Source organism: Chitinibacter sp. FCG-7 (genome assembly GCF_040047665.1).
Classification (GTDB): domain Bacteria; phylum Pseudomonadota; class Gammaproteobacteria; order Burkholderiales; family Chitinibacteraceae; genus Chitinibacter; species Chitinibacter mangrovi.
Genome location: NZ_CP157355.1, coordinates 2,185,811 through 2,209,168, shown reverse-complemented (window position 1 = coordinate 2,209,168; position 23,358 = coordinate 2,185,811). Strand labels below are relative to the sequence as shown.

Here is a 23,358-nt window from a genome sequence, read left to right as displayed (position 1 = left end):
GATTTGTTTACCTATTTTAATTGCCGTGATCTGCTTTCTGGGAGGGCGAGCAATAAATCACCGTACCAAAGTTTTCCAGCAAGGCACTGAGTTGCAAACAGTACGAAATAGTACGGCATGACGACAGTGGCGCAGCTGGAAAGCTTTTGACTTAACACTGAGCGACCATCTACTTCAACGCGGCCACGCGTTATTGCGTTGACCGCGCCAAATGTCGTTTTGTCGGTCAAGCCGGTTTCAAACGGAACCACGCTGCATACAAAGCGGGCAAAAACAGCAGCGTCAAAACGGTGGCGACAAACAGCCCACCCATAATCGCAATCGCCATCGGCCCCCAGAACGTATCGCGCGTCAGCGGAATCATCGCCAGAATCGCCGCCAGTGCAGTGAGCATAATCGGCCGGAAACGGCGCACCGCCGAATCAATCACCGCGTTCCACGGCGCAGCACCCGCTGCAATATCCTGCTCGATCTGATCCATCAGAATCACCGAATTACGCATAATCATGCCCGACAAGGCAATCACGCCCAGCGTCGCCACAAAGCCAAATGGCGCTTGAAACAGCAATAGCGCCAGCGTCACGCCGATCATGCCCAGCGGCGCAGTCAACAAGACCATCAACATACGCTGAATACTTTGCAATTGCAGCATGAGCAAGGTCATCACCACGATCAGCATCAAGGGCATCACAGCGGCAATCGAATCCTGACTGATTTTGGAGGCTTCCAGCGTGCCGCCTGCTTCAATGTGATAGCCCAATGGCAATTTGGCTTCGATTTCTTTCATCTTGGGCAACAGCGCCATCGACACATCGGGCGCTTGTGCGCCGCTCACGTCGGCACGCACGGTCAGCGCCGGTACGCGATTACGCCGCCAGATGATGCTTTCCTCGTTTTCAATCGATAGCTTGGCGATTTGCGCCAGCGGAACACTACGGCCATTGGGTAAGGCAATCGGCAGATTTTCCAGAAAATCGAGCTGGGTGCGCTCGCCATCTTCCAGTCGGCTCACCACGTCGATCAGCAAATTATCTTCGCGCAATTGCGTGGCCGTGACACCCGATACGGCCATTTGCAAGGTTTGCGAGAGCTGCTGGCTGGTTAAGCCCAGCTGACGCAATTTATCCTGATCGATATTGAGGCGCACCACTTTGACCTTTTCGCCCCAATCGGTATGCACCTGACGCAAATTCGGATGCGCGCGCATTTCAGTTGCCACCAGCTCGGCAATCTCTTTCAATTTCTTCTGGTCTTCACCGATAATGCGGAACTGCACCGGATAGCCAACCGGCGGGCCGTTTTCCAGCCGCGTCACACGACCACGAACGCTGGCAAAGTCATTGGCAAATAACGTTTTGATGCGCTTGAGCACGTCTTCGCGCACATGCTCGTCCTTGGTCATTACCGTGAGCTGGCCAAAGTTTAAATTCGGCATTTGCTCATCGAGCGGCATGTAGTAACGCGGCGAGCCGACGCCGATATAGCTGCTGACCGATACCACATCGGGGTCTTTGAGCATAATTGCTTCGATTTTTTTGACTTCGCGCTCGGTCGCATCAAACGACGCGGTGTACGGCAGCCACAAATCGACCATCAGCTCGGGGCGGCTGGAGGCCGGGAAAAACTGCTTGGGCACCGCAATCGCAAACAGCAAGACCGACAATACAAACGCACCGCCAGTCAGCGCAATCGTTGTTTTGCGATAGGTAATGCACCAGGTCACGGCGCGGCGAAAGCCGGTATAAAACTTGCCGCCGTGGGCATCATGCGAGCCATGCGGCTTCAGATTTTCCGGTAACAAGTGGTAGCCCATATACGGTGTAAACAACACCGCCACCACCCACGACAAGATCAGCGCCAAGCCCACCACGGCAAAAATAGAGAAGGTATATTCACCAGCATTAGATTTGGCAAGGCCTACAGGCAGAAACCCCGCCGCAGTAATCAAAGTACCGGTCAGCATTGGAAACGCTGTTGAGGTGTAGGCGAAGGTAGCGGCGCGGAATTTATCCCAGCCTTCTTCGAGTTTCAGCGCCATCATCTCGACCGCAATGATTGCATCATCGACCAAGAGCCCGAGCGCAATCACCAGCGCACCGAGTGAGATGCGCTGCAATTCCAGGTTGAATACTTTCATAAACAGGAAAGTCAGCGCCAGCACCAGCGGGATCGACAGCGCAACCACAATGCCGGTGCGCCAGCCCAGCGACAAAAAGCTCACTGCCAGCACGATCACCACCGCTTCGAGCAGCGATTTCATAAAGATGTGCACCGCGTTTTTGACCACTGCCGGCTGATCAGACACTGCATGAAACTCGATGCCCACCGGCAGATCGCTGCGCATTTTATTGAGCGTAGTGTCGATCTGCTTGCCCATCTCCAGCACATTGCCGCCCTGCTTCATTGAAATGCCCAGACCAATCGCGTCCTGACTCGTCTGGCCTTGCAAGGCAAAGCGCATTTTGGTGGTGGCCGGATTGATATTGGCGCGGAATACTTGCGCCACATCACCAACGCGGAAGGTGCGATCATTCATCGTCACCGGCGTGTTTTTGATCGTTTCAATCGCATCAAAACCACCCGAAACGCGCAAGAACACACGCTCGTCCTGGCCTTCAACCACGCCCGCCGGGCTCACCGTATTGGTCGCGGCCAGCACCTGATTGATCTGAAATGGCGTAACGCCCATCGTGGCCAGCTTGGCACTGCTGTATTGCACGTAGATTTTTTCATCCTGCGTACCGATCAGCGTGACCTTGTTGATGTCTTTGATGCGCAGCAGCTCGGTACGCACGCGTTCGACGTATTTTTTCAGCTCGGCGGCGGTGAAACCATCGGCGGTAAAGGCGTACAGGCTGCCGTAGGTTTCGCCAAATTCATCATTAAAAAACGGTCCGGCAACGCCTTGTGGCAATTTGCCTTTGGCATCGTTAATCCGTTTGCGCACCTGATACCACGCGTCATTCACTTCTTTGGCGCGCACATGCTCGTACAGCATGATGGTGATCAGCGATTCACCGGCGCGCGAATAGCTTTTAGTGTAATCAATGTAACCAATACCCTGAACGGCTTCTTCGAGCTTGTCGGTGACCTGCTGCTCGACTTCGGACGCCGACGCACCCGGCCAGAATGCGCGCACTACCATGGCTTTGAAGGTAAATTCGGGGTCTTCCTTTTGCCCCAGCTGGGTATAGGCCAGAATTCCCGCCAGCGACAAAACAGCCATCAAGTACAAAATCAGCGATTGGTGCGTGAGCGCCCAAGCGGACAAATTGAATGATTCACGGCGCTTAGTCATGGCTGGCTCCTGCAAGCACACGCACTGGCTGGCCTTCGCGCAGCAGATTGGCACCTGCGGTCACCACCACCTGTCCCGGCTGCACGCCGCTGACTTTCACCGTATTTCCGGCCACACCGACCACATTCACCGGCTGGCTTTTAACCACGCCCTGACCAGACTTGATATTGCTGACCAGCCAGACGCGCTGCGCCTGATCCTTGCCAAACAGCGCCGGCAGTGGCAAAGAATATCCGGCAGGTATATCGCCAGACACCTTCTGATGAAAGACCTGCAGCGTCATACCCATCTTGATATTATTGGAGGCAGGCAATGTCACCTTGACCCGGTAAGTACGCGTCAGGCTGTCGGCAGCAGGCGCCACTTCGCGAATCGTGCCTTCAAACTCGGCTTGCTCACCGGCCCACAATGACACTTTGACTTTCTGCCCTTCCCGCCACGCCTTGACCTTGCTTTCGGGCACATCAATCACCGCTTCGCGCTCGCCATCTTTAGCCAGCTGCAGCACCGGCTGGCCTGCCGCTACCACCGAGCCGGGTTCGGCCAGCGTGGCAATCACCACGCCGGACACATCGGCCACCAGCACGGCGTAATTACTCTGGTTCTGTGCCAGCTGCGCCTGCGATCTGGCTTGCTCGTGCTGCTGCCTTGCCGCGGTCAGCAGCGTAAATCGTTTATCAACTTCGGCCTGGCTAATGAATTTTTGCGCCAGTAATTCCTTGCCGCGCTGAAAATCGAGTTCGGCCTGCGCCAGCTGCGCCTTGGCCGATTCAAACTGCGCACGGGCCGCATTAGCCGACAGGCGCACATCGCCCGGATCAAGGCTGGCCAGGGTTTGCCCCTTGCTGATGACATCGCCGACGCTCACCGGGCGGCTACTGAGTTTGCCACCGATCCGGAAACCCATCGGCACAGTATGTCTGGCACGCACTTCGCCGCTATACACCTCACCAATCGGTTGATCGTTGATCGCACCCACCGTCATGGTGCGTACCGGCCGGATATCGGCCACTGGCTCGGCCGGTTTGTGGCAAGCCGCTAAACCCAGCGCCAGAAGCGCGCTGATCATCACTGCATTTTGAATCCGTGCCATGTTTAATTATCCCGCAACAAAAGTCCGTTTAATAAAATATCCAGCGTGGTATCGAGGTAGCGTCCCGGCTCGATCGGCTCCGGGATGCAGCGACAGACCGAGTGTTGCCACAACATGGCCATCACAATCGGCGCAGACAGAATGTGCAATGCGTAATCAATATCTTTAATAACAAACTCGCCGCGCTGCACACCCAGCTCAAGCACCCGGCGTATGAGCGCATCACCAGGCACAATAAATTCATCGTGATAAAGCTTGAGTACATCGGGAAAATTGCCCGCCTCGGCAATCATCAGCTTGGGCAGCGCCGACAGCTGGGTAGCACCCATCACTTCCCACCAGGTAAAAAACACCTGCCGCAACAGATCGCGCGCGCTGCCCGGCCATAAATCGACCATTTCACCCGCCAGCGGCAATTTGGGCAGCAACAGCTCACGAATCACGGCCTTGAAAATCTCTTCCTTATTGGCAAAGTACAGATAAGGCGTGCCACGCGTGACGCCTGCGGCGCGGGCAATGTCTTCGATCTTGGTTGCTGCATAACCTTTCTCGACAAACAGCGCCAAGGCCGCGTGCAGGATTTCCTCCGGACGGGCTTCTTTGCGGCGGGTCCAGCGTTTGATAGGGCAATTCATAATGCCGCCAAATAAATAAATGAACGTTCATTTATTATCAAACCAAAGGCATGACAACGTCAATCCCAAATTAAGCAAACTCAGCAGCGCAGAAAATGGCCGCCACAGGCATTGAAGTGGCAGATATTTCACAGACAGATGCGGTACAATCGCCGCACAAATCAACCTGCCCGCCGGAGCCAGCCATGAGCGATATTACCGCCCAAACCAAAGCCGAAATCCTGTCTGAAGCGCTGCCGTATATTCAGCGTTTTTTTGATAAAACTATCGTGATCAAATACGGCGGCAACGCAATGATCGACGAAGAGTTGAAAGACGGCTTTGCCTCGGATGTGGTCTTGCTCAAACTGGTCGGCATGAACCCGGTTGTCGTGCACGGCGGCGGCCCGCAAATCAATGACCTGCTCGATCGGATCGGCAAAAAAGGCGAATTTATCCAGGGTATGCGCGTCACCGACGCCGAAACAATGGACGTTGTTGAGATGGTTCTTGGCGGCCATGTGAACAAAGAAATCGTGTCGCTGATCAACAAACACGGCGGCAAGGCAGTCGGTTTGACTGGTCAGGACAGCCACTTTATCCGCGCGCGCAAAATGATGCTCAAGGACGATTCGGGCGACGAAACCGTCGACATCGGTCAGGTGGGCGAGATTGAAAAAATCGACCCGGCGATTGTGATGCATCTGGATGCGGCCGACTTTATTCCGGTTATTGCACCGATTGGCGTTGATGCCAGCGGTGAAAGTCTCAATATCAATGCCGACCTGGTCGCGGGCAAGCTGGCCGAAGTATTGAAAGCCGAAAAACTGATTCTGATGACCAACACGCCCGGCGTGCTGGACAAGGAAGGCACGCTGCTGACCAAACTGACCGCACGCCGTATTGATGAATTGTTTGCTGATGGCACGATTTCGGGTGGCATGTTGCCCAAAATCGGCTCGGCACTCGATGCAGCCAAATCGGGGGTCAACTCGGTTCATATCATCGATGGTCGCGTCAAACACGCGCTGTTGCTTGAAGTGCTGACCGAGCAAGGCGTGGGCACAATGATTCGTGCCAAATAAGTGCTAAACCAAAAGTTCTCACGCATCGTTACTTCGCCTTGCCGTACTACTTGTACTGTCTTCGGCTCAGTGCCTTGCGTGAAAACTTTTGTCCACCTATTTAATCCCTGAGCCCAACAAATCAGTGCATTAAGAAAAAAGGGGTCGCCAGCGCGGCCCTTTTTCTTGCCTATTGCCTCAAGCCAACTACATTGGTAATACCCATACCAGCCGGGAGTCCACCGATGAAAACAGCACGCCAATTACTGGGTGACAAAGCCGAACAACGCATTATCTCCGTTTCACCCAATTCAACGGTTTATCAGGCATTACAGATTATGGCGGATCACAATATCGGCGCCATTCTGGTGATGGATGGAGAGACCCTGACTGGCATTTTTTCCGAACGTGATTACGCCCGCAAAGTGGTATTGATGGGGAAAACTTCCGCAGGTACACCAATCTCTGAAATCATGACGCACAAATTGCTGTGTGTGCCGCCCAATGCTTCGGTTGATGATTGTCTGGGCTTGATGACCGAAAAACGCATTCGCCACCTGCCGGTGATGGATGGTGAAAAAGTCGTCGGTATTTTGTCGATTGGCGATCTGGTCAGAGAGAAAATTGCCGATCAGGAATTCACTATCGATCAGATGGCGCACTATATTTACGATCAGCGTATTGCCCACTAGGGGGCCTAGGCAAATCAGCTACAATAGGCCGGACATTGTTTCCGGCCTTTTTCATGCCCAGAACCTGGATTTTTGACCTCGACAATACGCTACACCATGCCGACCGGCACGCCTTCCCGGTCATTGATGCGGCAATGACGCAATGGCTAACGACCCAGCTAGAAATCAGCCCGGCGCAAGCCAACCAGCTCAGGCTTGAGTACTGGCAACGCTACGGCGCCACACTGCTGGGCTTGCGCAAGCATCACAAACACCTGAACCCGCATCATTTTCTGTCTGCCTGCCATCCACTGCCGACGTTGCGACAAGAACTACACCCGATGCCACGTCTAAAATCCACGCTGGCCAGACTGGCCGGGAAAAAATACCTGTTCACCAACGGCCCTTTGTCATATGCCGAGATGATGCTCGATATCCTGGGCATTGCCGATCATTTTGCGGGCATTGCGGCCATTGATACCGTGAAATTGCAACCCAAACCGCATCTGGCGGCGTTTCGTCAAATGCTGCGGCAATTTGGACTTTTGGCCACTGAATGCGTGATGGTGGAAGACAGCATCGACAATCTGCTCAGTGCAAAAAAACTGGGCATGAGCACGGTCTGGCTGCGAGCGCACCACCATCAGCACCCGGCTGCCGATTATTGCATCCGGCACTTGCATCAGTTACTACACTGCCAGAGCTAAAGCAAAAAACCGCAGAAACTCATAACGAGTGCCGCGGTTTTTTTACTGCAGGGCCATCGCGAGATGGCCATTCAAACTTTAAAACACGGTTTTCATACCGACCATGACACGTGAAGTATCCTGGCCAGCCTTGCCGCTGTAATCAAAGGCATGATCACCCGCGCCAATGGCCGAATTGGTATCGTTCTGCACGTAGCGGCCTTCAATAAACGCGATATTGTTCTGGTTCAGTGAATAGTTATAACGGGCAGCATAGGCTTGTGCGCCACTATCGCTGCGTTTGCTACCGTTGACGCTAACATCGTCCAGATTGGCGTAGCTCAGGTAAACAGCATGCTGGTTCTGCTTATAGCTCGCTTGTGCTAACCACTGGCCCTGCTTCACTTCGGCACCCGGATTGAAAACGTGGTGTTTATAACCGGCAGTCAAACCAAAGCCGTTCTGGAATTCATAACGAGCACCGGTATAATAAGTTTCACTATTGAAGGTATTGGTTGCTGTTGTGCCTGCGATTTCGATATCGTCAGTCACACCACGGCGTTTCTGATAAGTACCGTCCAGTTGCAGGCCTGCCAGTTTGTATTGGGCGGCCACGTCATAGGTTTTGCCCGAGCCGTTACCATCGTCGCTGTAGTCTTTGAAACCGAAGGCTGCACCCGCTTTAAAGCCCGCCATGGTAGGAGAATCATAACGGACGATATTATTGATCCGCGAGCCTTGGCCTACGCCGTAGTCACCCGCCAACCAGGACAGGCCGGTATCGGTAAACAACAGATCCTGTGCTTCATAGCTCGGAGTCTGCATCCGGCCCAGACGTGCCGTACCATAATCGCCCTGCAAACCCAGATAAGCGTCTTTCAGCGAAACCCAATCATTGAATTTGCTGCCGCCATCGCTGTTATTGATCCCACCTGACACACGCCACACCACACTACCCGGAATCGTACCGATATTGGTTTTGCCATCGAGCGCAATGGTCCCGTCGATATACACGCCATCCTTGTCATCCGAGCCACGATCATCGAGCTTCACAGCGCCAGTCAGATCGCCGGATATAGTCATTTCAGCCTGGGCAAAACCCGCAGCTAAGGACAATGACAGAACAAGCAGCGATGATTTGATTTTAAATTGCATGATTACAACCTCCACTAACACCTAAAAATGGCCCGGGGTTTCATTCCCAAGCAGATGCCGTGCAGTGTATGTGGAAGCTTGGCCGTATTCGTGGCACAAAATCACAGGATAGGGTGGCAGTATTTCACAACAGAAATTGGGCAATTCCGCTAACCCAAGCCGAAAAAAAACGCAGTGCGCGGGCTAGCGAACTGCGTTTTTCAAGGGTAATCAATAACTTAAGATCAAAGCTCGACCTGCATCCCCATCTCGACCACCCGGTTGGGGGGGATCTTAAAGAAGTTGGTCACACGGGTGGCATTGCGACTCATCAGGCTGAATAGGCGACGACGCCACCAGCTCATTGATGGGTATTTGGCCTCGACTATCGTCTCGCGCGACAGGAAGAACGAGGTATTCATATCGTCAAACTGCAATTCGGATTGCAGCTGGCTCACCTGCTGCAAGACCAGAGGCACACTGGGCTCTTCCTTAAAGCCGAAAGTGGCAATCACCTGATAAAAACTCTCGCCCAAACGGCGCACCACGACGCGTTCGCGACTGGGCACAAAAGGAATATCGTCGGTTTGCAGCGTCAGGAAAACCACTTGTTCGTGCAGCACCTTATTGTGCTTCAGGTTATGCAGCAAAGCATGCGGCACAGAATCCGAGCTGGCGGTCATGAAAATCGACAAACCTTCAACGCGCTGTGGCGGACTCGATTCCAGGCTTTCCACAAAACCCGCCAGCGGCATTTCACCTTCGCGCAATTTGCTCGCAAGTAGCTCACGCCCCCGTTTCCAAGTCATCATCAGCGTAAAGGCCACCAGACCCAGCGCCAGCGGGAACCAGCCACCTTCGTGCAATTTCAAAATATTGGCCGAGAAAAACGCCAGATCAATCATCAGCAAAAAAGCCAATAGAGCCCAGTATGCGGCTTTTTTGCGGCCCTTGAAATAATGCCCAGCCACCACAAAGGCGAGCAAAGTGGTCATTACCATAGTGCACGTCACGGCAAAGCCGTAAGCGGCCGCCAGATTGCTGGAAGTGCGGAAAGCCAGAATCAGGATAATCACCGACAGCAGCAAGAACCAGTTCACCCCCGGAATATAGATCTGCCCCATTTCACGCTCGGAGGTGTGCTGAATATCCATGCGTGGGCAAAAGCCCAGCTGAATAGCCTGATTAGTCACCGAAAACGCGCCGGAAATCACCGCCTGCGACGCAATCACCGTTGCCATCGTCGATAAAATCACCAGCGGCAGATGCGCCCAGCTTGGCGCCAGAAAATAGAATGGATTTTTGATCGCTTCCGGCGTGGTGATCAGCAAGGCGCCCTGACCAAAATAATTAAGCAGCAAGGCGGGCAAAACCAGCACAAACCAGGCGTAACGGATCGCCGGACGGCCAAAATGCCCCATATCGGCGTACAAGGCCTCAACCCCGGTCAAACACAGCACCACCGCACCGAGCAGAACAAAACTAACCCAAGGATGAGCCATAAAAAACTGCACGGCATAAACTGGATTTACCGAAGCCAGCACCTGCGGCGCCTTGATGATATTCATAATCCCCAGCCCGGCCAGCACGACAAACCAGGTCACCATAATCGGGCCAAAGAGCTTGCCAACCACCGCCGTGCCGCGCGATTGCATGGCAAACAGGGCCACCATAATGGCAATCGCCAGCGGCAGGATATAGGGTTCCAGCGTATGCGAAACCAGACTGATCCCCTCCAGCGCAGAGAGCACCGAAATGGCCGGAGTAATAATGCTCTCACCAGAAAACAGCGCTGCACCAAAAATGCCCAGTACCGCCAGCTTGAACGCTTTGTTCCGGTTATCGGTCGCGCTGCGCAAAGCCAGCGCCATCAGCGCCAGAATCCCGCCTTCACCGCGATTATCGGCCTGCAGAATCACCGCCACATATTTAAGCGAAACAACCAGCATCAGCCCCCAGAAGATCAGCGACAAAATACCCATCACATTGAAAGGATTCAGGTCGAGCTGGACATGCCCGTTGAAACACTCTTTGAGCGTGTAGAGCGGGCTGGTGCCGATATCGCCATAAACGACTCCGATCGCCCCAACGACCAGGCCTGCGATTTTCTTGGGGTCTTGCGTTTGCTCGGTAGTCATGGTGTGTCTTTCGTCCAAAGCGGGAAGCGGATTATATGCCCGCGTTCAGGGCAAATGCATGATTTCAGCGCCTGCGTTGCGGCAATGCACCAAAAAAAACCGCCTTATCAAATAGTGCCAGTTTGACGTAATTTGCCCAGCTCGGCAGGCAGGCAAGTCCAGTCAAAAAACGGCCCAGGGTCGGTTTTGCGCACCGGCGCAATCTCCGAATGCCCCACCAGATGCTGCAAGGGATAGCGCGCGGCCAGAGCCTGCAGCAAAGACTGCAATACCCTGTACTGTATTGCCTCGAAGGGCACGTAATCAGAGCCTTCCAGCTCAATACCTATCGAAAAATCATTGCAACTCTCCCGCCCTTGCCAGCTGGATACGCCCGCATGCCAGGCGCGCTGCTGGCAGGAGACAAACTGCAGCAGCTCACCATCGCGCCGGATCAGAAAATGCGCCGAAACCCGCAGCGCCGACAATTCGGCGTAACACGCGTGCGTGCTTGGATTCAGGCTGTTGGTAAACAACCGTTCAATATCGCTGCCGCCAAATTCGCGACTACCGGCGGGCTGGGGTGGCAGATGGATATTGTGGATCACCACCATATCCACGGCCATATCGGAAGCACGTTCGTCGCAATTGGGGCTGGGCACACGTCGTGCGGCGTCGCACCAGCCGGCATCGTCAATCTGGCTAGGCAAGGCTGGAGAATGGCTCACAGGGGTATACCTCCACAAGCCACGCTGTATTTAACACACAGAGCAATACCCATGATCAATCCTCCCCTTCCTGACAAATACCGAGCCGATCAAGGCGATAACGCATGCTGCGAAAAGTAATGCCCAACAATTTGGCCGCCTGGGTGCGGTTGAAATTGGTTTTATCCAGCGCAGCCAGAATCGCAGCTTTTTCCACGCGATCCAGATAATCCTGCAAGGGATAAGTGTCACCCAGATTCGCCGCCTGCGCCTCGGCCTTATCAGCGGTGGAGTGCTGAATATGCAGGTCTTCAGCATAAATATGCATACCATCGGAGAGCGCCAATGCGCGTTCCAGCAGGTTTTCCAGCTCGCGGACATTGCCGGGAAAATCATAACGGCGCAATGCAACGAGCGCGTCGGACTGCAGCACGGGCTCGTCCATATTGTGGCGCTGCGCGATTTTTTTGAGCACCGCTTGCGCAATCAGCAAGACATCTTCGCCCATTTCGCGCAGCGGCGGCATTTTCAGCTCGATCACATTGAGCCGGTAATACAAATCTTGTCTGAATTTGCCTGCCTCGACGCAACGGCTCAGATTCTGGTGCGTGGCCGAGATAATGCGTACATCGACGTCCACTTCGGCCACACCGCCCACCTGCCGCACTTTGCGCTCCTGAATCACGCGCAGCAATTTCACCTGCATCGCCAGCGGCAAATCGGCCACTTCGTCCAGAAATAGCGTGCCACCATGCGCAGCCTGGAAAAAACCATCGCGGTCTTCATTAGCGCCGGTAAATGCGCCCTTGCGATAGCCGAAAAACTCGCTTTCCATCAGGGTTTCGGGAATCGCGCCGCAGTTGACTGCGATAAACGGCTTGTCAGCACGCGCCGATTTGGCATGAATCAGCCGAGCGGCACGCTCTTTACCCGAACCCGATTCACCGGTGATATAAACCGGCGCCAGATTGCGCGCCAGCTTGTCGACCAGCGCCAGCACATGCAAGAGCGCGGGCGAGCTGCCGAGCAAAGGACTATCTACCGGTAAGGACTGGCTGGCGGGCTCGGGCGCATCGAGTTTCAACGCAGAGCGCACCAGCGTACGCAATTGCTCCAGCGACACCGGCTTGGCCAGATAATCAAACGCCCCCGCTTTGAGCGCGGCAATAGCATTATTGGTGCTGCCATAAGCGGTCAGAATGGCAATCGGCACATCCAGCTTGCGCGCATGAATATGCTGCACCAGCTCCAGCCCTTCGCCATCGGCCATCCGCATATCGGACAGGCACAGATCAAAACGCTGGCTATCGAGCAGGGTTCTGGCCACGGCAACGCCATTGGCCTTGACCACGTCCAGCCCCATTTTCAACAAGGTCAGCTCAAGCAAGTCGGCCAGATCAGCTTCATCGTCAACGACCAGCACACGCGGCAATACTTTAGATTTTTTGGCCATCGGTATATCCAAATACGATGCGGAAACAAGTGCCGCCAGCTGGCGGCGACATATATTCAAGCAAGGCGCCATTGGCAGCGCAAATTTCACGGGCAATATACAAGCCCAGCCCGGTGCCCTTGCTTTCAGTAGTAAAGAATGGCTCAAACAGCTGGCTAAGCGCATCGGCAGGCACCGGCGGGCCATCATTGAGCACATCGAGCACCCAGAATTCATCCTGCCGGCTAACGATCATTTTCAGACTGCCCAATTGCTGGGAACAATAGCGCCAGCCATTGCGTGCCAGATTCCACAAGACCTGCTGCAGATGGCCAGAATCAAAACGGATCATCACCTGCGCATCGCACTCGATCATCACCGGAATGCCGGTTTTCTCCTGCAGCACAAATTGCTCGTTGAACGTGGCCAGCCACTCGGCCAGCCGGATGTCATGCCGCTTGACCCGATCACGGCGATTGAGCTCAAGCACCTCTTTAACCATGCGCTCCAGACGCTGACTATTGTCGGTGATAATCCGCGTCAGTTTTTGCAGATAGGGGCTATCTGCCGAGTCTTCCTGCAATAACTCGGCGGCGTGGCTGATAGCTCCCAGCGGATTACGGATTTCATGCGCCAGATTGGCCGTCAGCCGCCCCAGTGCAGCCAGCTTGAGTTGCTGCGCTTCACGACGCAGACGCGCCATGTCTTCCAGATAAATCAGCACATTGCCGTTGATATCGTGACTCAAGGGCACGAAACGGGCCCGCAAGGTATTGCGTCCATCAGCCAGCGTAACCAGCTCGGTTTTCATATCCTGCAGGCTACGCCAGCGGGCCAGCGAAGCGGCCAACTCGGGGACATCGGCAGCCAGTGGCGAACCCAGAGCCGGGCGCAGGCCAGTCAGACGTGCGGCCTGCTCGTTGTATTGACGGATTAGATTGTGCTCGTCAATCACAAAAACACCGTCCGACACATCCTGCAAAATCCGCTCGTTCAGCTGCGCCAGATTGGCCAGATCGACGCTGCGCTGCTCGGCCAGCACCCGGTTTTCTTCGGCATAACGCGACAGGCGAAACGCCAGCCAAGCCACGGCAAAGCTGGCAATCGACAGCAAGGCACTCGACATCGGGTTGACTTCATCAATATCGCCACTCAAGTAAGACCAGCCCAGCTGCAAAAGCAAGGCCATCGTGGCGACCGAAGCATGAAACAGGCTCATCCGCCCACGGGCAATCAGGCCTGCCGCCGCCAGATAGGGCAAGAGCAAAATCCCTAGACCGCTTTTGATGCCACCACCCAGATGCATCAGGCTGACAATCATCAGCACATCAATCGTCACCTGCGCCGAGAGCTGGCTGTCAAAAGCGGGCCAGCGTTTGGCAATACCCCAGGTAAACAGCATGGCAAAGAGCGTATACGAGCCCAGAATGGCAGCCACCACCAGCAATTCGGACGACTGCGCCAGCGGGCTGCGGCTGAGCATGAAAATGCCAACCATCAGGCCAATAATGGTCAGCAGGCGGAAAACATTAAAAAACGCCAACGAGCGCCAAAGCGCATCACTGATACTGCGGCTGTGTTGTGTCATCGCTTTACGCAGAAAGGAAAAAGTTTAAGGCTGTCACGCCAGGCGTGACAGAGTAGCCTTGGGCAATACATTAATCACTGACAGATAAAAAAACGGGCGGCCAAGGCCACCCGTGTGTCAATTCCCACCCAGCAGCGGCGGATCCTGAGTCTGGCCAATATAGCGCGCCAGCTCACCCAGTGCTGCTTCATAAACGCCGCGTTTGAATTCGATCACCGCATCCAGTGGTGACCAGTATTCATTCCAGCGCCATGCATCAAATTCAGGATGCGTTGTCTTGCGCAAACACACATCGGAATCACGCCCGATGAGCCGCAACAAGAACCAGATCTGCTTTTGACCTTTATAGGTACCACGCCATTCGCGGCGCACCCAGTTGGTCGGCACATCATACTTCACCCAGTCCCGCGTCCGACCGACGATTTCAACATGCTCCGGCAATAGGCCAACTTCTTCGGCCAACTCGCGGAACATGGCTTGCTCAGGGGTTTCCCCCTGCTTGATACCACCCTGCGGGAACTGCCATGAGTGCTCGCGCACTCGTTTACCCCAGAACACCTGGTTTTGGCGGTTGACAATGATGATGCCGACGTTTGGCCGATAGCCGTCACGGTCGAGCATAAAACTACCTATGTTAAATTTCGTTGATTACCTTAATTTTTTCACATCCGCGCGCTCTTGCAAACCATTATCTGCGCCAGATGAAGGTGAGACACGTTCAGTGCAAACCTTGCACGAAGCAAGCTCACGTTTTAGATAAACAAACGTCGATCATTATGCGGATTCATTTTGGCCAAATCGCTGACAAATTCGCCAAATTCCAAGCCATATTTGTCTTCCAGCTTCTTGGCTTTATCGGCCAAACGTTCCCACTGCGGGCTGTTCTGGCCGCGCATAAACGCAAACGCAATCACATTGCCCTTCTGCCGCGCCGGCAGGCACAGTAGTCGTCCGTCAAAGATCTCGGCAATTTGTGTGCAATACTGATCAAACTTGCGGTCGATACTCCACAAATTCACCGCCAGCACGCCGTTGTCGGTCAGCTTGTTTTTGCACGCTTGGAAAAAGTCGGCATTCGCCAACGGCGCAGCGATCCCGGTCGATGAGTAGGCATCCATCATAATCATATCGACCGATTCGTCTTCCATACCGTACACATGCGCTGCACCATCAGCCGTTAGCACCAACAGTCGCTCGTCATCTTCGGGCAGATAGAACATGCTGCGTGCGACATTGACCACTTGCTGATGCAGTTCAACGCAAGTGAGTTTGGTATCTGGCAAGTATTCATGTACCCATTTGGCAATCGAGCCACCGCCCAAACCAATCAGCAGCATGTCTTTGGGTGGATCCAGAAACAACAGGCTGCCAAATACGCAGCGCGAATAGGCCAGCAGCAATTCGTTTGGCGCATTCAGTTTCATCGCGCTTTGGGTGTCGTCTTGCCCGAAATGCAATTTACGAATACCGCCTTCTTCCGATACGTCGATGACAATATCGTCGTCACTGGCTTTTGAAAATCGTTTAGAGCGAAACAGCACTATTTTTCACCCCCAAGGTCGTCGCTCCCGCAGCCGCTATCGACTGGTTTGGCCGCGAATATCGAAATACGGCTCGGGTCTTTGAATTCTTCTTTATCAAATGCCTTATCGCCATCAGCGCGTGGCGTACCATCAGCTTTAGCACCAACAAAGTCATAGATTTTTGGGTCGTTCAAATGCGAAGGCACGACATTACAAGTGGCGGAAAACATCGTTTCCAAACGGCCCGGAAAGCGTTTATCCCAGTCGCGCAACATATCGCCCACCACTTGACGTTGCAAATTGGGCTGCGAGCCGCACAGATTGCACGGAATAATCGGGAATTCTTTCGCGATCGCGTATTTTTCGATGTCTTTTTCTTTGCAATAGGCCAGCGGGCGAATCACCATATGCTTGCCGTCGTCCGACACCAGTTTCGGTGGCATGCCTTTGAGTTTGCCGCCGTAGAACATATTCAAAAACAGCGTCGCCAAAATGTCATCGCGATGGTGGCCTAAAGCAATCTTGGTCGCACCCAGCTCGTCGGCTACGCGGTACAAGATGCCACGGCGCAGGCGTGAACACAGGCTACAGGTCGTTTTACCCGGCTCGATCACGCGCGTGACGATGGAATACGTGTCTTCTTCGACAATGCGGTATTCAACGCCGATTTTGCTCAAATATTCAGGCAGCACATGCTCGGGAAAGCCCGGCTGCTTCTGGTCGAGATTGACCGCGACAATCGAAAAATTAATCGGCGCCGATTTTTGCAAGCTGAGCAAAATATCGAGCATGGTGTAGCTGTCTTTGCCGCCCGACAGGCACACCATAATCCGGTCGCCTTCCTCAATCATATTGAAATGATTGATCGCGTCACCGACATTGTGGCGCAGGCGCTTGGCGAGTTTATTGAAATTGTATTGCTGCTTTTTGGCAGCTTCGGTTTGCCGCGCTTGCTCAGCGTCGGCAGAAATCAGGGTATCGGTCATGAAATGCGCACGGGGCTCGGTAAGAGCCCCGTGATAGGTGATTGAATTGGCGACGATTTTACCCTAAAAATCGAATCCAAAATTGAATATAAATGTACTAGTCTTGGCTCGGCCCCTGCAAAAACAGGGATTTAGTGTGACTTTACAGTCAATCTAAGCAAATTTTTATAGTCACAAATTTAAACACGTTTCAGAATACGGTTAAATAATTACTATACTCGCCAATTTGCATGTGAAGCCGTGCTTCACGTCATGAAACCAAACACCTAAGGTGATACCAATGCACAAATTTGTAAGCCATTTACCATACCGCCAAACCATGATCCGCGCAGTGATTATAGGGGCTTTAGGTGCAACTTTGACAGCCTGCGGCGGCGGGGGCGGCACCAGTCTTACGCTGCCTGGCGAAGAGCCCAAACCACAAGTTACCCCTGCCCCAATCCCTGCCGAAGGCCGAGTAACGCTAAGTCCTAGCCAAGCGACCTTGGCTTTAGGTGAGCAGATTCAAGTCACTGCTATGGTAGTTGACGCTAACAACAAGCCTGTCAGTGGTGCCATCGTCAAATTTACAACCAATGAAAAGTTGGGCTTATTAAGCCCCAATTCAGGTCTGACTGGCGCGGATGGCAAAGTAGTAACCACACTGAGTGTGGCCAGCATTTCCGCCAGCGGCAATGTGGGAGAACTCGCTGTTGAAGCCAGCTACAAAGATGCAAATGGAGCCAGCAAGTCTGTCAAGAACTCCATCCCTTACCAGATTGGCGCATCAACATTAAAAATTGACAGTATCGGCGTTGGTGCAACCAGCATTAGCGCCAATGCCAATACCAGCATTGATGTGGTTGCCAGCGTTAATGGCAAACCGATTGCGGGCGAAGTGGTCAACTTCTCGTCACAGTGTGCACAATCAGGCAAAGCCAAAATTGATGCCACAGCAGTAACCAACTCCAATGGCAAAGCAACGGCTTCGTTTACTGACAAGGGATGCGGGCAGAAAGACACCGTAACTGCAACTTTGTCCAATGGCAAATTTGCAACAACAACCTTTGATATTGCGCCTCCTGCTGCGACATCACTGCAATTTTCAACGATTACACCGGCTGATGGGGTCATTACCCTCAAAGGGTTCGGTAGCGCTACACGTCCGGAAACGGCACAGGTTTCATTCAAACTGGTCGATGCGACAGGTGCAGCCATTTCTGGTCAACCAGTCACCTTCTCGCTCGATATCACAGTTGGCGGCGTGGCATTGCAAAATGCGGTCGGCGGAGTTGTCACCGCTACAACGGATGCGAACGGTATAGCGACCGCAACTGTGCTAGCAGGCAATCAGCCGACACCAGTACGCGTAACAGCAAAAGCAGGCAGCTTGGTTAGTACATCGGGCAAACTAGCCATCAGCTCGGGCTTCCCTGACCAGGATTCGATTTCTTTTGCTGCGGACAAGTACAATATCAATGGCTGGGGTCATGATGGAGCCAAAGCGTCAATCACAATGCGCTTTGCCGATCACTTCAACAACCCTATCCCGGATGGCACAGCGATCAACTTTATTACCGATGGCGGCCGAATTGGTAGTGGAACCCAAGGTAGCTGCTCAACGAAAGATAGCCAGTGCACGATCGAATTAAGTTCGCAAGAGCCACGCCCACGCCAAGGCACTGTAAACGCGCACAATGGCCGAGTGCACGTGCTTGCATATGCGGTGGGTGAAGAAAGCTATGTTGACAAGAACAGCAATATTGTCGCTGACCAAGATAGTGAACTGGTTGATATTAATGGTGTATCCAGCGATATTGGCGAAGCATTTATCGACGTCAACGAAAACGGCGTATTCAATCAAGGCATTGACCAGCTGGTCGACTTTAATGGCAATAACGCTTATGACGCCCCGGATGGCAAATTTAATGGCACGCTCTGCGCCCCCGGTTTTGCAAAATGCTCAAACCAGAAAACACTGAATGTATTCCGTCAAGCCACATTTATTTTTTCCAGCGACAACCCGAAACGACCAGAAATTGACAAAACATTGAGTGGTGCTTGCAATACCACCGACAGCTTGACGGCGTACATTCCAGACATCAATACGAATATTTTGCCAGCCGGGACTACGATTGCAATCGCGACCACAGATGGTGATGGCAAAGTTACATTTGGTAGCAGCCATATAGTGCCTTCAGCAGCACCTAATACTGGGGCAATAATCTATAAGCAGACCTTATTTGATTTCAACTTTAAATACGGCAGCATTGCCGACGATGGCAAACCAAGCTGCAAATCGGGCACAATGACGATTACAGTAACACCACCAGATCATGGCGGTGGAGCACTGCCTCCGAGTGTTTACGGATACAAGTACACCGTAATTGCACCGACAACCCCATAAAGCTCATTGCAATAGGCTTTAAACAAAAACCGCCGCGTTGATCGTGGCGGTTTTTTTGTGCTTGAGATTTATAATCTGATTTATCTAAACGAAACCAGAAAATAATTCGGCTTCCGACCTTTAGTCGTAAATATCGCGATCTGTCATCCCAGCTCAAAATCCAGCTGCTTGGCCAGCTGGGCTGCCTGGCCTTGGGTGAGCAGGACGCTGGGAAATGGGGCGTTTGTCATGTCGCCAATGAGATGAACTCCTTCGCGCAGGCCTGAATCGGGCAAGCTCAGGAGCGGGAATTTGGTCAGAATATTGGATGGTGCGTAGCCATAGTACACACAGGCATAGTCGTATTGCTGTTGATTGAGCAGGACTTTTTCACCCTGTTGCAATAGCTCGATCTGTGGGCATTGTGTAAACACCTGAATGCGCGTTGCTTGTAATTGCTGCAAAAAGGCCGACGATGCGCGCAATTGATCGCGGGCATACAGGTCTACCCGGCAATGTCGTTGATGCAGGAACAAGGCGTGCTCCAGCGCATTATCACCGCCCCCCAGTACGGCCACGCGTGATGCTGGCTCGATGGCATTAAAACGGGCTAGTCCAGGACCAACAATAATGCGTTCGGCCGCCTTGAATGGCGAATAGGGGCTAGCGCCGCAAGCAAAAACGAGTTTTTTCGCGCGAATTTGTTGGCCGGAACTTAGACCACATTCAAAGCCATCAGCCAGACTAATACTCTGCACTTGCTGCGCCAAATAACAATATTGCTGATCGATGGCCGCTTTCATCTGCGCCAGATACTGCGCACCGGAAATCTGGGGCAAGGCCGGGATCCATTTCAAGGGATATTCGCTGTGCTTTAAAGCGCCACCTAGCTCGCCCTCTTGCTCGACAATCCGCCAGGAACGCCCCAACCCCGTCAGCCATTGCGCCAGCGTAATTCCGCCGACACCACCACCGACAATCAGTACATCTATTTCTTGTATTTCTTGCGACATACACAGCTACTCACGATTTTGATCTGGTCATCGATCATCAAAGGGCCTTACAGCACGGGAAAAAGCCGCTGAGGTGCTCATGCTACAATTGCGCATCCCAATCTTTTTTGCCACTGCAATGAATAAGACGCAAGCCCAATATCCAACTCCCGGGGTCGATGCACTCGCTGCCAGCGAACAACTTTGCCTGCACATCCGCCAGCAGATTGCGGCACAGGGCGGCTGGCTGCCCTTTGTCGATTATATGCGGCTAGCGCTCTACACGCCGGGTTTGGGCTATTACAGCGGCGGCGCGGCCAAATTTGGCACCGCCGGTGACTTTATCACAGCGCCAGGGCTTTCCCCGCTGTTTGGTGGCAGTGTGGCGGCAACGATTGCGCATGTGTTGACCGAAAGTGGCGGGAATGTGATTGAAGTGGGCGCGGGGACCGGCCAACTGGCAGCGCAAATTCTGGCCGAGCTGGAGCGACTGGATCAACTGCCCGCGCAATACGGCATTCTGGAATTATCAGGCGAATTGCGCGAGCGCCAATTGCAAACACTACAAACACTGGTGCCACATCTGGCCGAGCGCGCCGTGTGGCTGGAGACCTTACCCAGCGAGTTTGTCGGCGTGATTGTGGGCAATGAAGTGCTCGATGCAATGCCGTGCGAAGTCGTTCAACTAGTGGGTGGTGCATGGCAACGCCGTGGAATTGTGGTCAACGACGATGGTTTTGCATGGGAAAACCGCGCGCTCGACCCAATCAAAGACGCGACGATTTTGGCCACTTGCGCGCGTTGGCCGCAGATTCCGGGCTACACCAGTGAAATCCAAATTGAGGCGCAAGGCTTTATCAAAGCGCTATCGAACAGCCTGCAACTCGGCATGATCTTAATGCTTGATTATGGTTTTCCGATGGGCGAGTTTTACCACCCCGAGCGCAGTATGGGTACGCTGATCGGCCATTATCGCCACCACACGGTGCATGATGTGTTTCACTACCCAGGCTTGACCGACCTGACCTGCCATGTGGATTTTTCGGCGATGTATAGCGCTGCAGAGCAAGCTGGCCTTGCGCTAGAGGGCTATACCTCACAGGCCAGCTATTTGCTCGATTGTGGCATTCTGGAACGAGCAGCGCAGCTCGATAGCCAATCGGTTGAATATCTGCGCACTGCTGCCGCGCTGCAGAAATTGCTCGGTCACGCTGAAATGGGCGAATTATTTAAAGTCATCGCCTTCTCGCGCGGCTTAAGCGGGCCAACTGCGCCGGGCTTTCGCGGGCAGGATCGCTCTGGCGAGCTGTAATCAAGCGCCCGATCTCGCGATCTGAATGCACGCTGGTGCATCTCAAGTTATTGACATTGGTTTGGCCAAACCAAGGTCACCAAGGGCAATTTATGGCAACCAGCTGATCTGCCCTTGTATGGCCGCCGGGATTTTGAATTGCCAGCGCTCAAGCTGCGTGCGGCTCAACATCACCCGCCCTGAACTACCAGAGCGAATCGCCTGCCGCTGGGCCGGTTTTTGCAATTGCGTCTTGGCCATGCCGCCCGCCACCGCGCCTTGCTCAAAGCCAGTAATCACCACACCACCGGCCGTGGCTTCGCGCCCCACCTGAAAATCCCAAAAACCGAACAGGGGAATTTTGCTATTGGCCGAGCTCCAGCGCATCACCTGGGCGGCGTCGACATTGCGCAATTTCTCGTCCACCAGCGCCTGATAGGTGGCGATGATCACCGCGTCATAGCTCGCTGGCGCCGCATCGAGTGCCTGCTGCCAGGCGGCAAAAGTTCCCACCTGCTGCACATCAAGCTGGGCATCACCCAAATGGAGCAGGTCATCGCGCAAAATATACGCCGAGCGGTCCTGATCCATCAGCACCAGAATACGGCGCTGACCGGGCAGAATATCGCGAATCAGCGCCAGACTGCGTTTGTAATGCGGGCGCTCAAGGATGCCGGTGATGGTTGGTGGGATTTTACCACCCGAAAAATACGAAGTAGGATCGGCATTGATCCCCAGAAATACCGTCGGCATCGCCATCCGAGCCAGCTTGGGGCCCAGCAAAGCCAGCGCCGCATCGTCCCCCAGCATCACCAGATCGGGCGAGCGCGATTGAATCTGCTCCAGCGCCACGCTCGCCTGCTGCAGATGCTCGCTAGTCGGCTGACGCTTGGTATCGAGCGAGATAAAATCTAGCTCAGCCACACCATCAAGCTTGCTTTTAATCCCCTGCAAATAGGCCTGATCCCAGCTATTTTCCGGGTGATAGCTCTCGATTACCGTCACCTTGGGCAGGGCAAAAGCCAAGGGCATGAGCAAGGCAAATCCCAAGCCGCGCAGAGCGGTGCGGATCATGCGCCCCATTCCACCATCAGATCATCGGCGATGCCTTCCAGCGCATGGCGCACCGTGGTCAGATCCAGCTGCTGCGGCGCCGATAGCTGCGCTTGGGCATGAAACATCATTTCCCCAGACATCGGTGCGCTATCGAGCCAGGTGGTGAGTTTTTCCACATTGACCTGATGGCGAGCCAGAATGGCGGTCACATCATTCACAATCCCGATCCGGTCATGCCCAACCAGCTGCAGGGCAAAATTCTGCGTCTGCTGCGGCTCGGATTCCTGATCAATCACGCCGCGAATATCCAGATCGGGCAATTGTTGCAAAGCCGCCAACAAGCCCGCGCCATCCTGCTCCACCGCCACTTTGACAATCCCGGCAAACTGCCCGGCCAGCCGCGAAAAAGACGACTCCAGCCAATTACCGCCCTGCGCAGAAATCAGCGCAGCCAGCTGCTCTAGCAAACCGGGCTTGTCTTTACCCAGCACCGAAACCACCAAGACATTCATCGTCATCGCCGTAACCTCTTTAGCTATCGTTATTCGTCACTCTGATGCGCCAGCACATCGAGCTGGCAAGCGATCATTAGAACAGTCGGTTCATTTGACCATAAATCATTGCCCGCACCCTATTTCCTGCCTGTCGCTGTTTGATTTATGCCGCTTAATACCTTGCTGCGCCATCTCAAGACATAGCGACCACCTTCCTGCTCCTTATTTGGCTATCACTTTTATGCAG

General features: G+C 53.7%; 19 protein-coding genes. 5 read left to right on the top strand and 14 right to left on the bottom strand.

Translation table 11 applies throughout. From position 1 onward, the window contains the following. Nucleotides 1-226 precede the first annotated feature (226 nt). The 3 genes from ABHF33_RS10480 to ABHF33_RS10470 are packed head-to-tail and all read right to left on the bottom strand — an operon-like array spanning nucleotide 227 to nucleotide 5,026. Nucleotides 227-3,298 (bottom strand): efflux RND transporter permease subunit, encoded by a 3,072-nt coding sequence (locus ABHF33_RS10480; RefSeq protein ID WP_348943918.1) that lies wholly within the window; start codon nucleotides 3,296-3,298, stop codon nucleotides 227-229. Continuing rightward, nucleotides 3,291-4,391, bottom strand: coding sequence for an efflux RND transporter periplasmic adaptor subunit (locus ABHF33_RS10475; protein ID WP_348943917.1), 1,101 nt, complete (start codon nucleotides 4,389-4,391; stop codon nucleotides 3,291-3,293). Before ABHF33_RS10475 ends, ABHF33_RS10480 begins: the two co-directional genes overlap by 8 nt. 2 nt (nucleotides 4,392-4,393) lie before the next feature. Further along, entirely contained in the window at nucleotides 4,394-5,026 is a 633-nt protein-coding gene (locus ABHF33_RS10470; RefSeq protein WP_348943916.1) for a TetR/AcrR family transcriptional regulator, read from the bottom strand. Between the two features lie 185 nt (nucleotides 5,027-5,211). Between ABHF33_RS10470 and argB the strand changes: the two genes are divergently transcribed. The 3 genes from argB (at nucleotide 5,212) to ABHF33_RS10455 (ending at nucleotide 7,447) form a co-directional block, all read left to right on the top strand. Beyond that, complete coding sequence (gene argB / locus ABHF33_RS10465) at nucleotides 5,212-6,090, top strand: acetylglutamate kinase (RefSeq protein ID WP_157314324.1); 879 nt, start codon at nucleotides 5,212-5,214, stop codon at nucleotides 6,088-6,090. 224 nt (nucleotides 6,091-6,314) lie between these two features. Next, complete coding sequence (locus ABHF33_RS10460) at nucleotides 6,315-6,761, top strand: CBS domain-containing protein (RefSeq protein ID WP_348943915.1); 447 nt, start codon at nucleotides 6,315-6,317, stop codon at nucleotides 6,759-6,761. A gap of 53 nt (nucleotides 6,762-6,814) precedes the next feature. Next, nucleotides 6,815-7,447 (top strand): pyrimidine 5'-nucleotidase, encoded by a 633-nt coding sequence (locus ABHF33_RS10455; protein WP_348943914.1) that lies wholly within the window; start codon nucleotides 6,815-6,817, stop codon nucleotides 7,445-7,447. 78 nt (nucleotides 7,448-7,525) lie between these two features. Here ABHF33_RS10455 and ABHF33_RS10450 read toward each other — a convergent pair whose 3' ends face one another. The 8 genes from ABHF33_RS10450 to ttcA all read right to left on the bottom strand — a co-directional run bounded on the left by ABHF33_RS10450 (nucleotide 7,526) and on the right by ttcA (nucleotide 16,913). Beyond that, on the bottom strand, nucleotides 7,526-8,581 hold the full coding sequence (locus ABHF33_RS10450) for a porin (protein ID WP_348943913.1): 1,056 nt from the start codon (nucleotides 8,579-8,581) through the stop codon (nucleotides 7,526-7,528). A 224-nt stretch (nucleotides 8,582-8,805) separates the two neighbouring features. Then, on the bottom strand, nucleotides 8,806-10,698 hold the full coding sequence (locus ABHF33_RS10445; protein ID WP_348943912.1) for a potassium transporter Kup: 1,893 nt from the start codon (nucleotides 10,696-10,698) through the stop codon (nucleotides 8,806-8,808). Between the two features lie 107 nt (nucleotides 10,699-10,805). After that, nucleotides 10,806-11,405, bottom strand: coding sequence for a 1,6-anhydro-N-acetylmuramyl-L-alanine amidase AmpD (gene ampD, locus ABHF33_RS10440; protein ID WP_348943911.1), 600 nt, complete (start codon nucleotides 11,403-11,405; stop codon nucleotides 10,806-10,808). 55 nt (nucleotides 11,406-11,460) lie between these two features. Then, nucleotides 11,461-12,837: a sigma-54-dependent transcriptional regulator gene (locus tag ABHF33_RS10435; RefSeq protein WP_348943910.1), complete on the bottom strand. Its 1,377-nt coding sequence runs from the start codon at nucleotides 12,835-12,837 to the stop codon at nucleotides 11,461-11,463. Further along, a complete protein-coding gene (locus tag ABHF33_RS10430) occupies nucleotides 12,821-14,404 on the bottom strand; it encodes a sensor histidine kinase (protein ID WP_348943909.1) in 1,584 nt (527 codons plus the stop codon). The genes ABHF33_RS10435 and ABHF33_RS10430 overlap by 17 nt, the downstream gene beginning before the upstream one ends. 117 nt (nucleotides 14,405-14,521) lie before the next feature. Then, nucleotides 14,522-15,025: an RNA pyrophosphohydrolase gene (locus tag ABHF33_RS10425; protein WP_157314332.1), complete on the bottom strand. Its 504-nt coding sequence runs from the start codon at nucleotides 15,023-15,025 to the stop codon at nucleotides 14,522-14,524. 131 nt (nucleotides 15,026-15,156) lie between these two features. Beyond that, nucleotides 15,157-15,945 carry a fused MFS/spermidine synthase gene (locus ABHF33_RS10420; protein ID WP_348943908.1) on the bottom strand — a complete coding sequence of 263 codons (789 nt, stop codon included), beginning with the start codon at nucleotides 15,943-15,945 and terminating at the stop codon, nucleotides 15,157-15,159. Then, entirely contained in the window at nucleotides 15,945-16,913 is a 969-nt protein-coding gene (ttcA, locus tag ABHF33_RS10415; protein ID WP_348943907.1) for a tRNA 2-thiocytidine(32) synthetase TtcA, read from the bottom strand. Before ttcA ends, ABHF33_RS10420 begins: the two co-directional genes overlap by 1 nt. Before the next feature lie 280 nt (nucleotides 16,914-17,193). Between ttcA and ABHF33_RS10410 the strand changes: the two genes are divergently transcribed. Then, complete coding sequence (locus tag ABHF33_RS10410; protein WP_348943906.1) at nucleotides 17,194-19,299, top strand: Ig-like domain-containing protein; 2,106 nt, start codon at nucleotides 17,194-17,196, stop codon at nucleotides 19,297-19,299. A 143-nt stretch (nucleotides 19,300-19,442) separates the two neighbouring features. Here ABHF33_RS10410 and ABHF33_RS10405 read toward each other — a convergent pair whose 3' ends face one another. Continuing rightward, entirely contained in the window at nucleotides 19,443-20,291 is an 849-nt protein-coding gene (locus ABHF33_RS10405) for an FAD-dependent oxidoreductase (protein WP_348943905.1), read from the bottom strand. Nucleotides 20,292-20,409: 118 nt separating this feature from the next. Here ABHF33_RS10405 and ABHF33_RS10400 point away from each other — a divergent pair, with 118 nt between their 5' ends. Next, complete coding sequence (locus tag ABHF33_RS10400) at nucleotides 20,410-21,582, top strand: class I SAM-dependent methyltransferase (protein ID WP_348943904.1); 1,173 nt, start codon at nucleotides 20,410-20,412, stop codon at nucleotides 21,580-21,582. Between the two features lie 90 nt (nucleotides 21,583-21,672). Here the strand turns inward: ABHF33_RS10400 and ABHF33_RS10395 are convergent, their stop codons facing one another. Together ABHF33_RS10395 and ABHF33_RS10390 are read right to left on the bottom strand one after the other, a co-directional pair. Next, nucleotides 21,673-22,635 carry an ABC transporter substrate-binding protein gene (locus ABHF33_RS10395; RefSeq protein ID WP_348943903.1) on the bottom strand — a complete coding sequence of 321 codons (963 nt, stop codon included), beginning with the start codon at nucleotides 22,633-22,635 and terminating at the stop codon, nucleotides 21,673-21,675. Continuing rightward, entirely contained in the window at nucleotides 22,632-23,135 is a 504-nt protein-coding gene (locus ABHF33_RS10390; protein WP_348943902.1) for a glycine cleavage system protein R, read from the bottom strand. The genes ABHF33_RS10395 and ABHF33_RS10390 overlap by 4 nt, the downstream gene beginning before the upstream one ends. Between the last annotated feature and the right edge of the window lie 223 nt (nucleotides 23,136-23,358).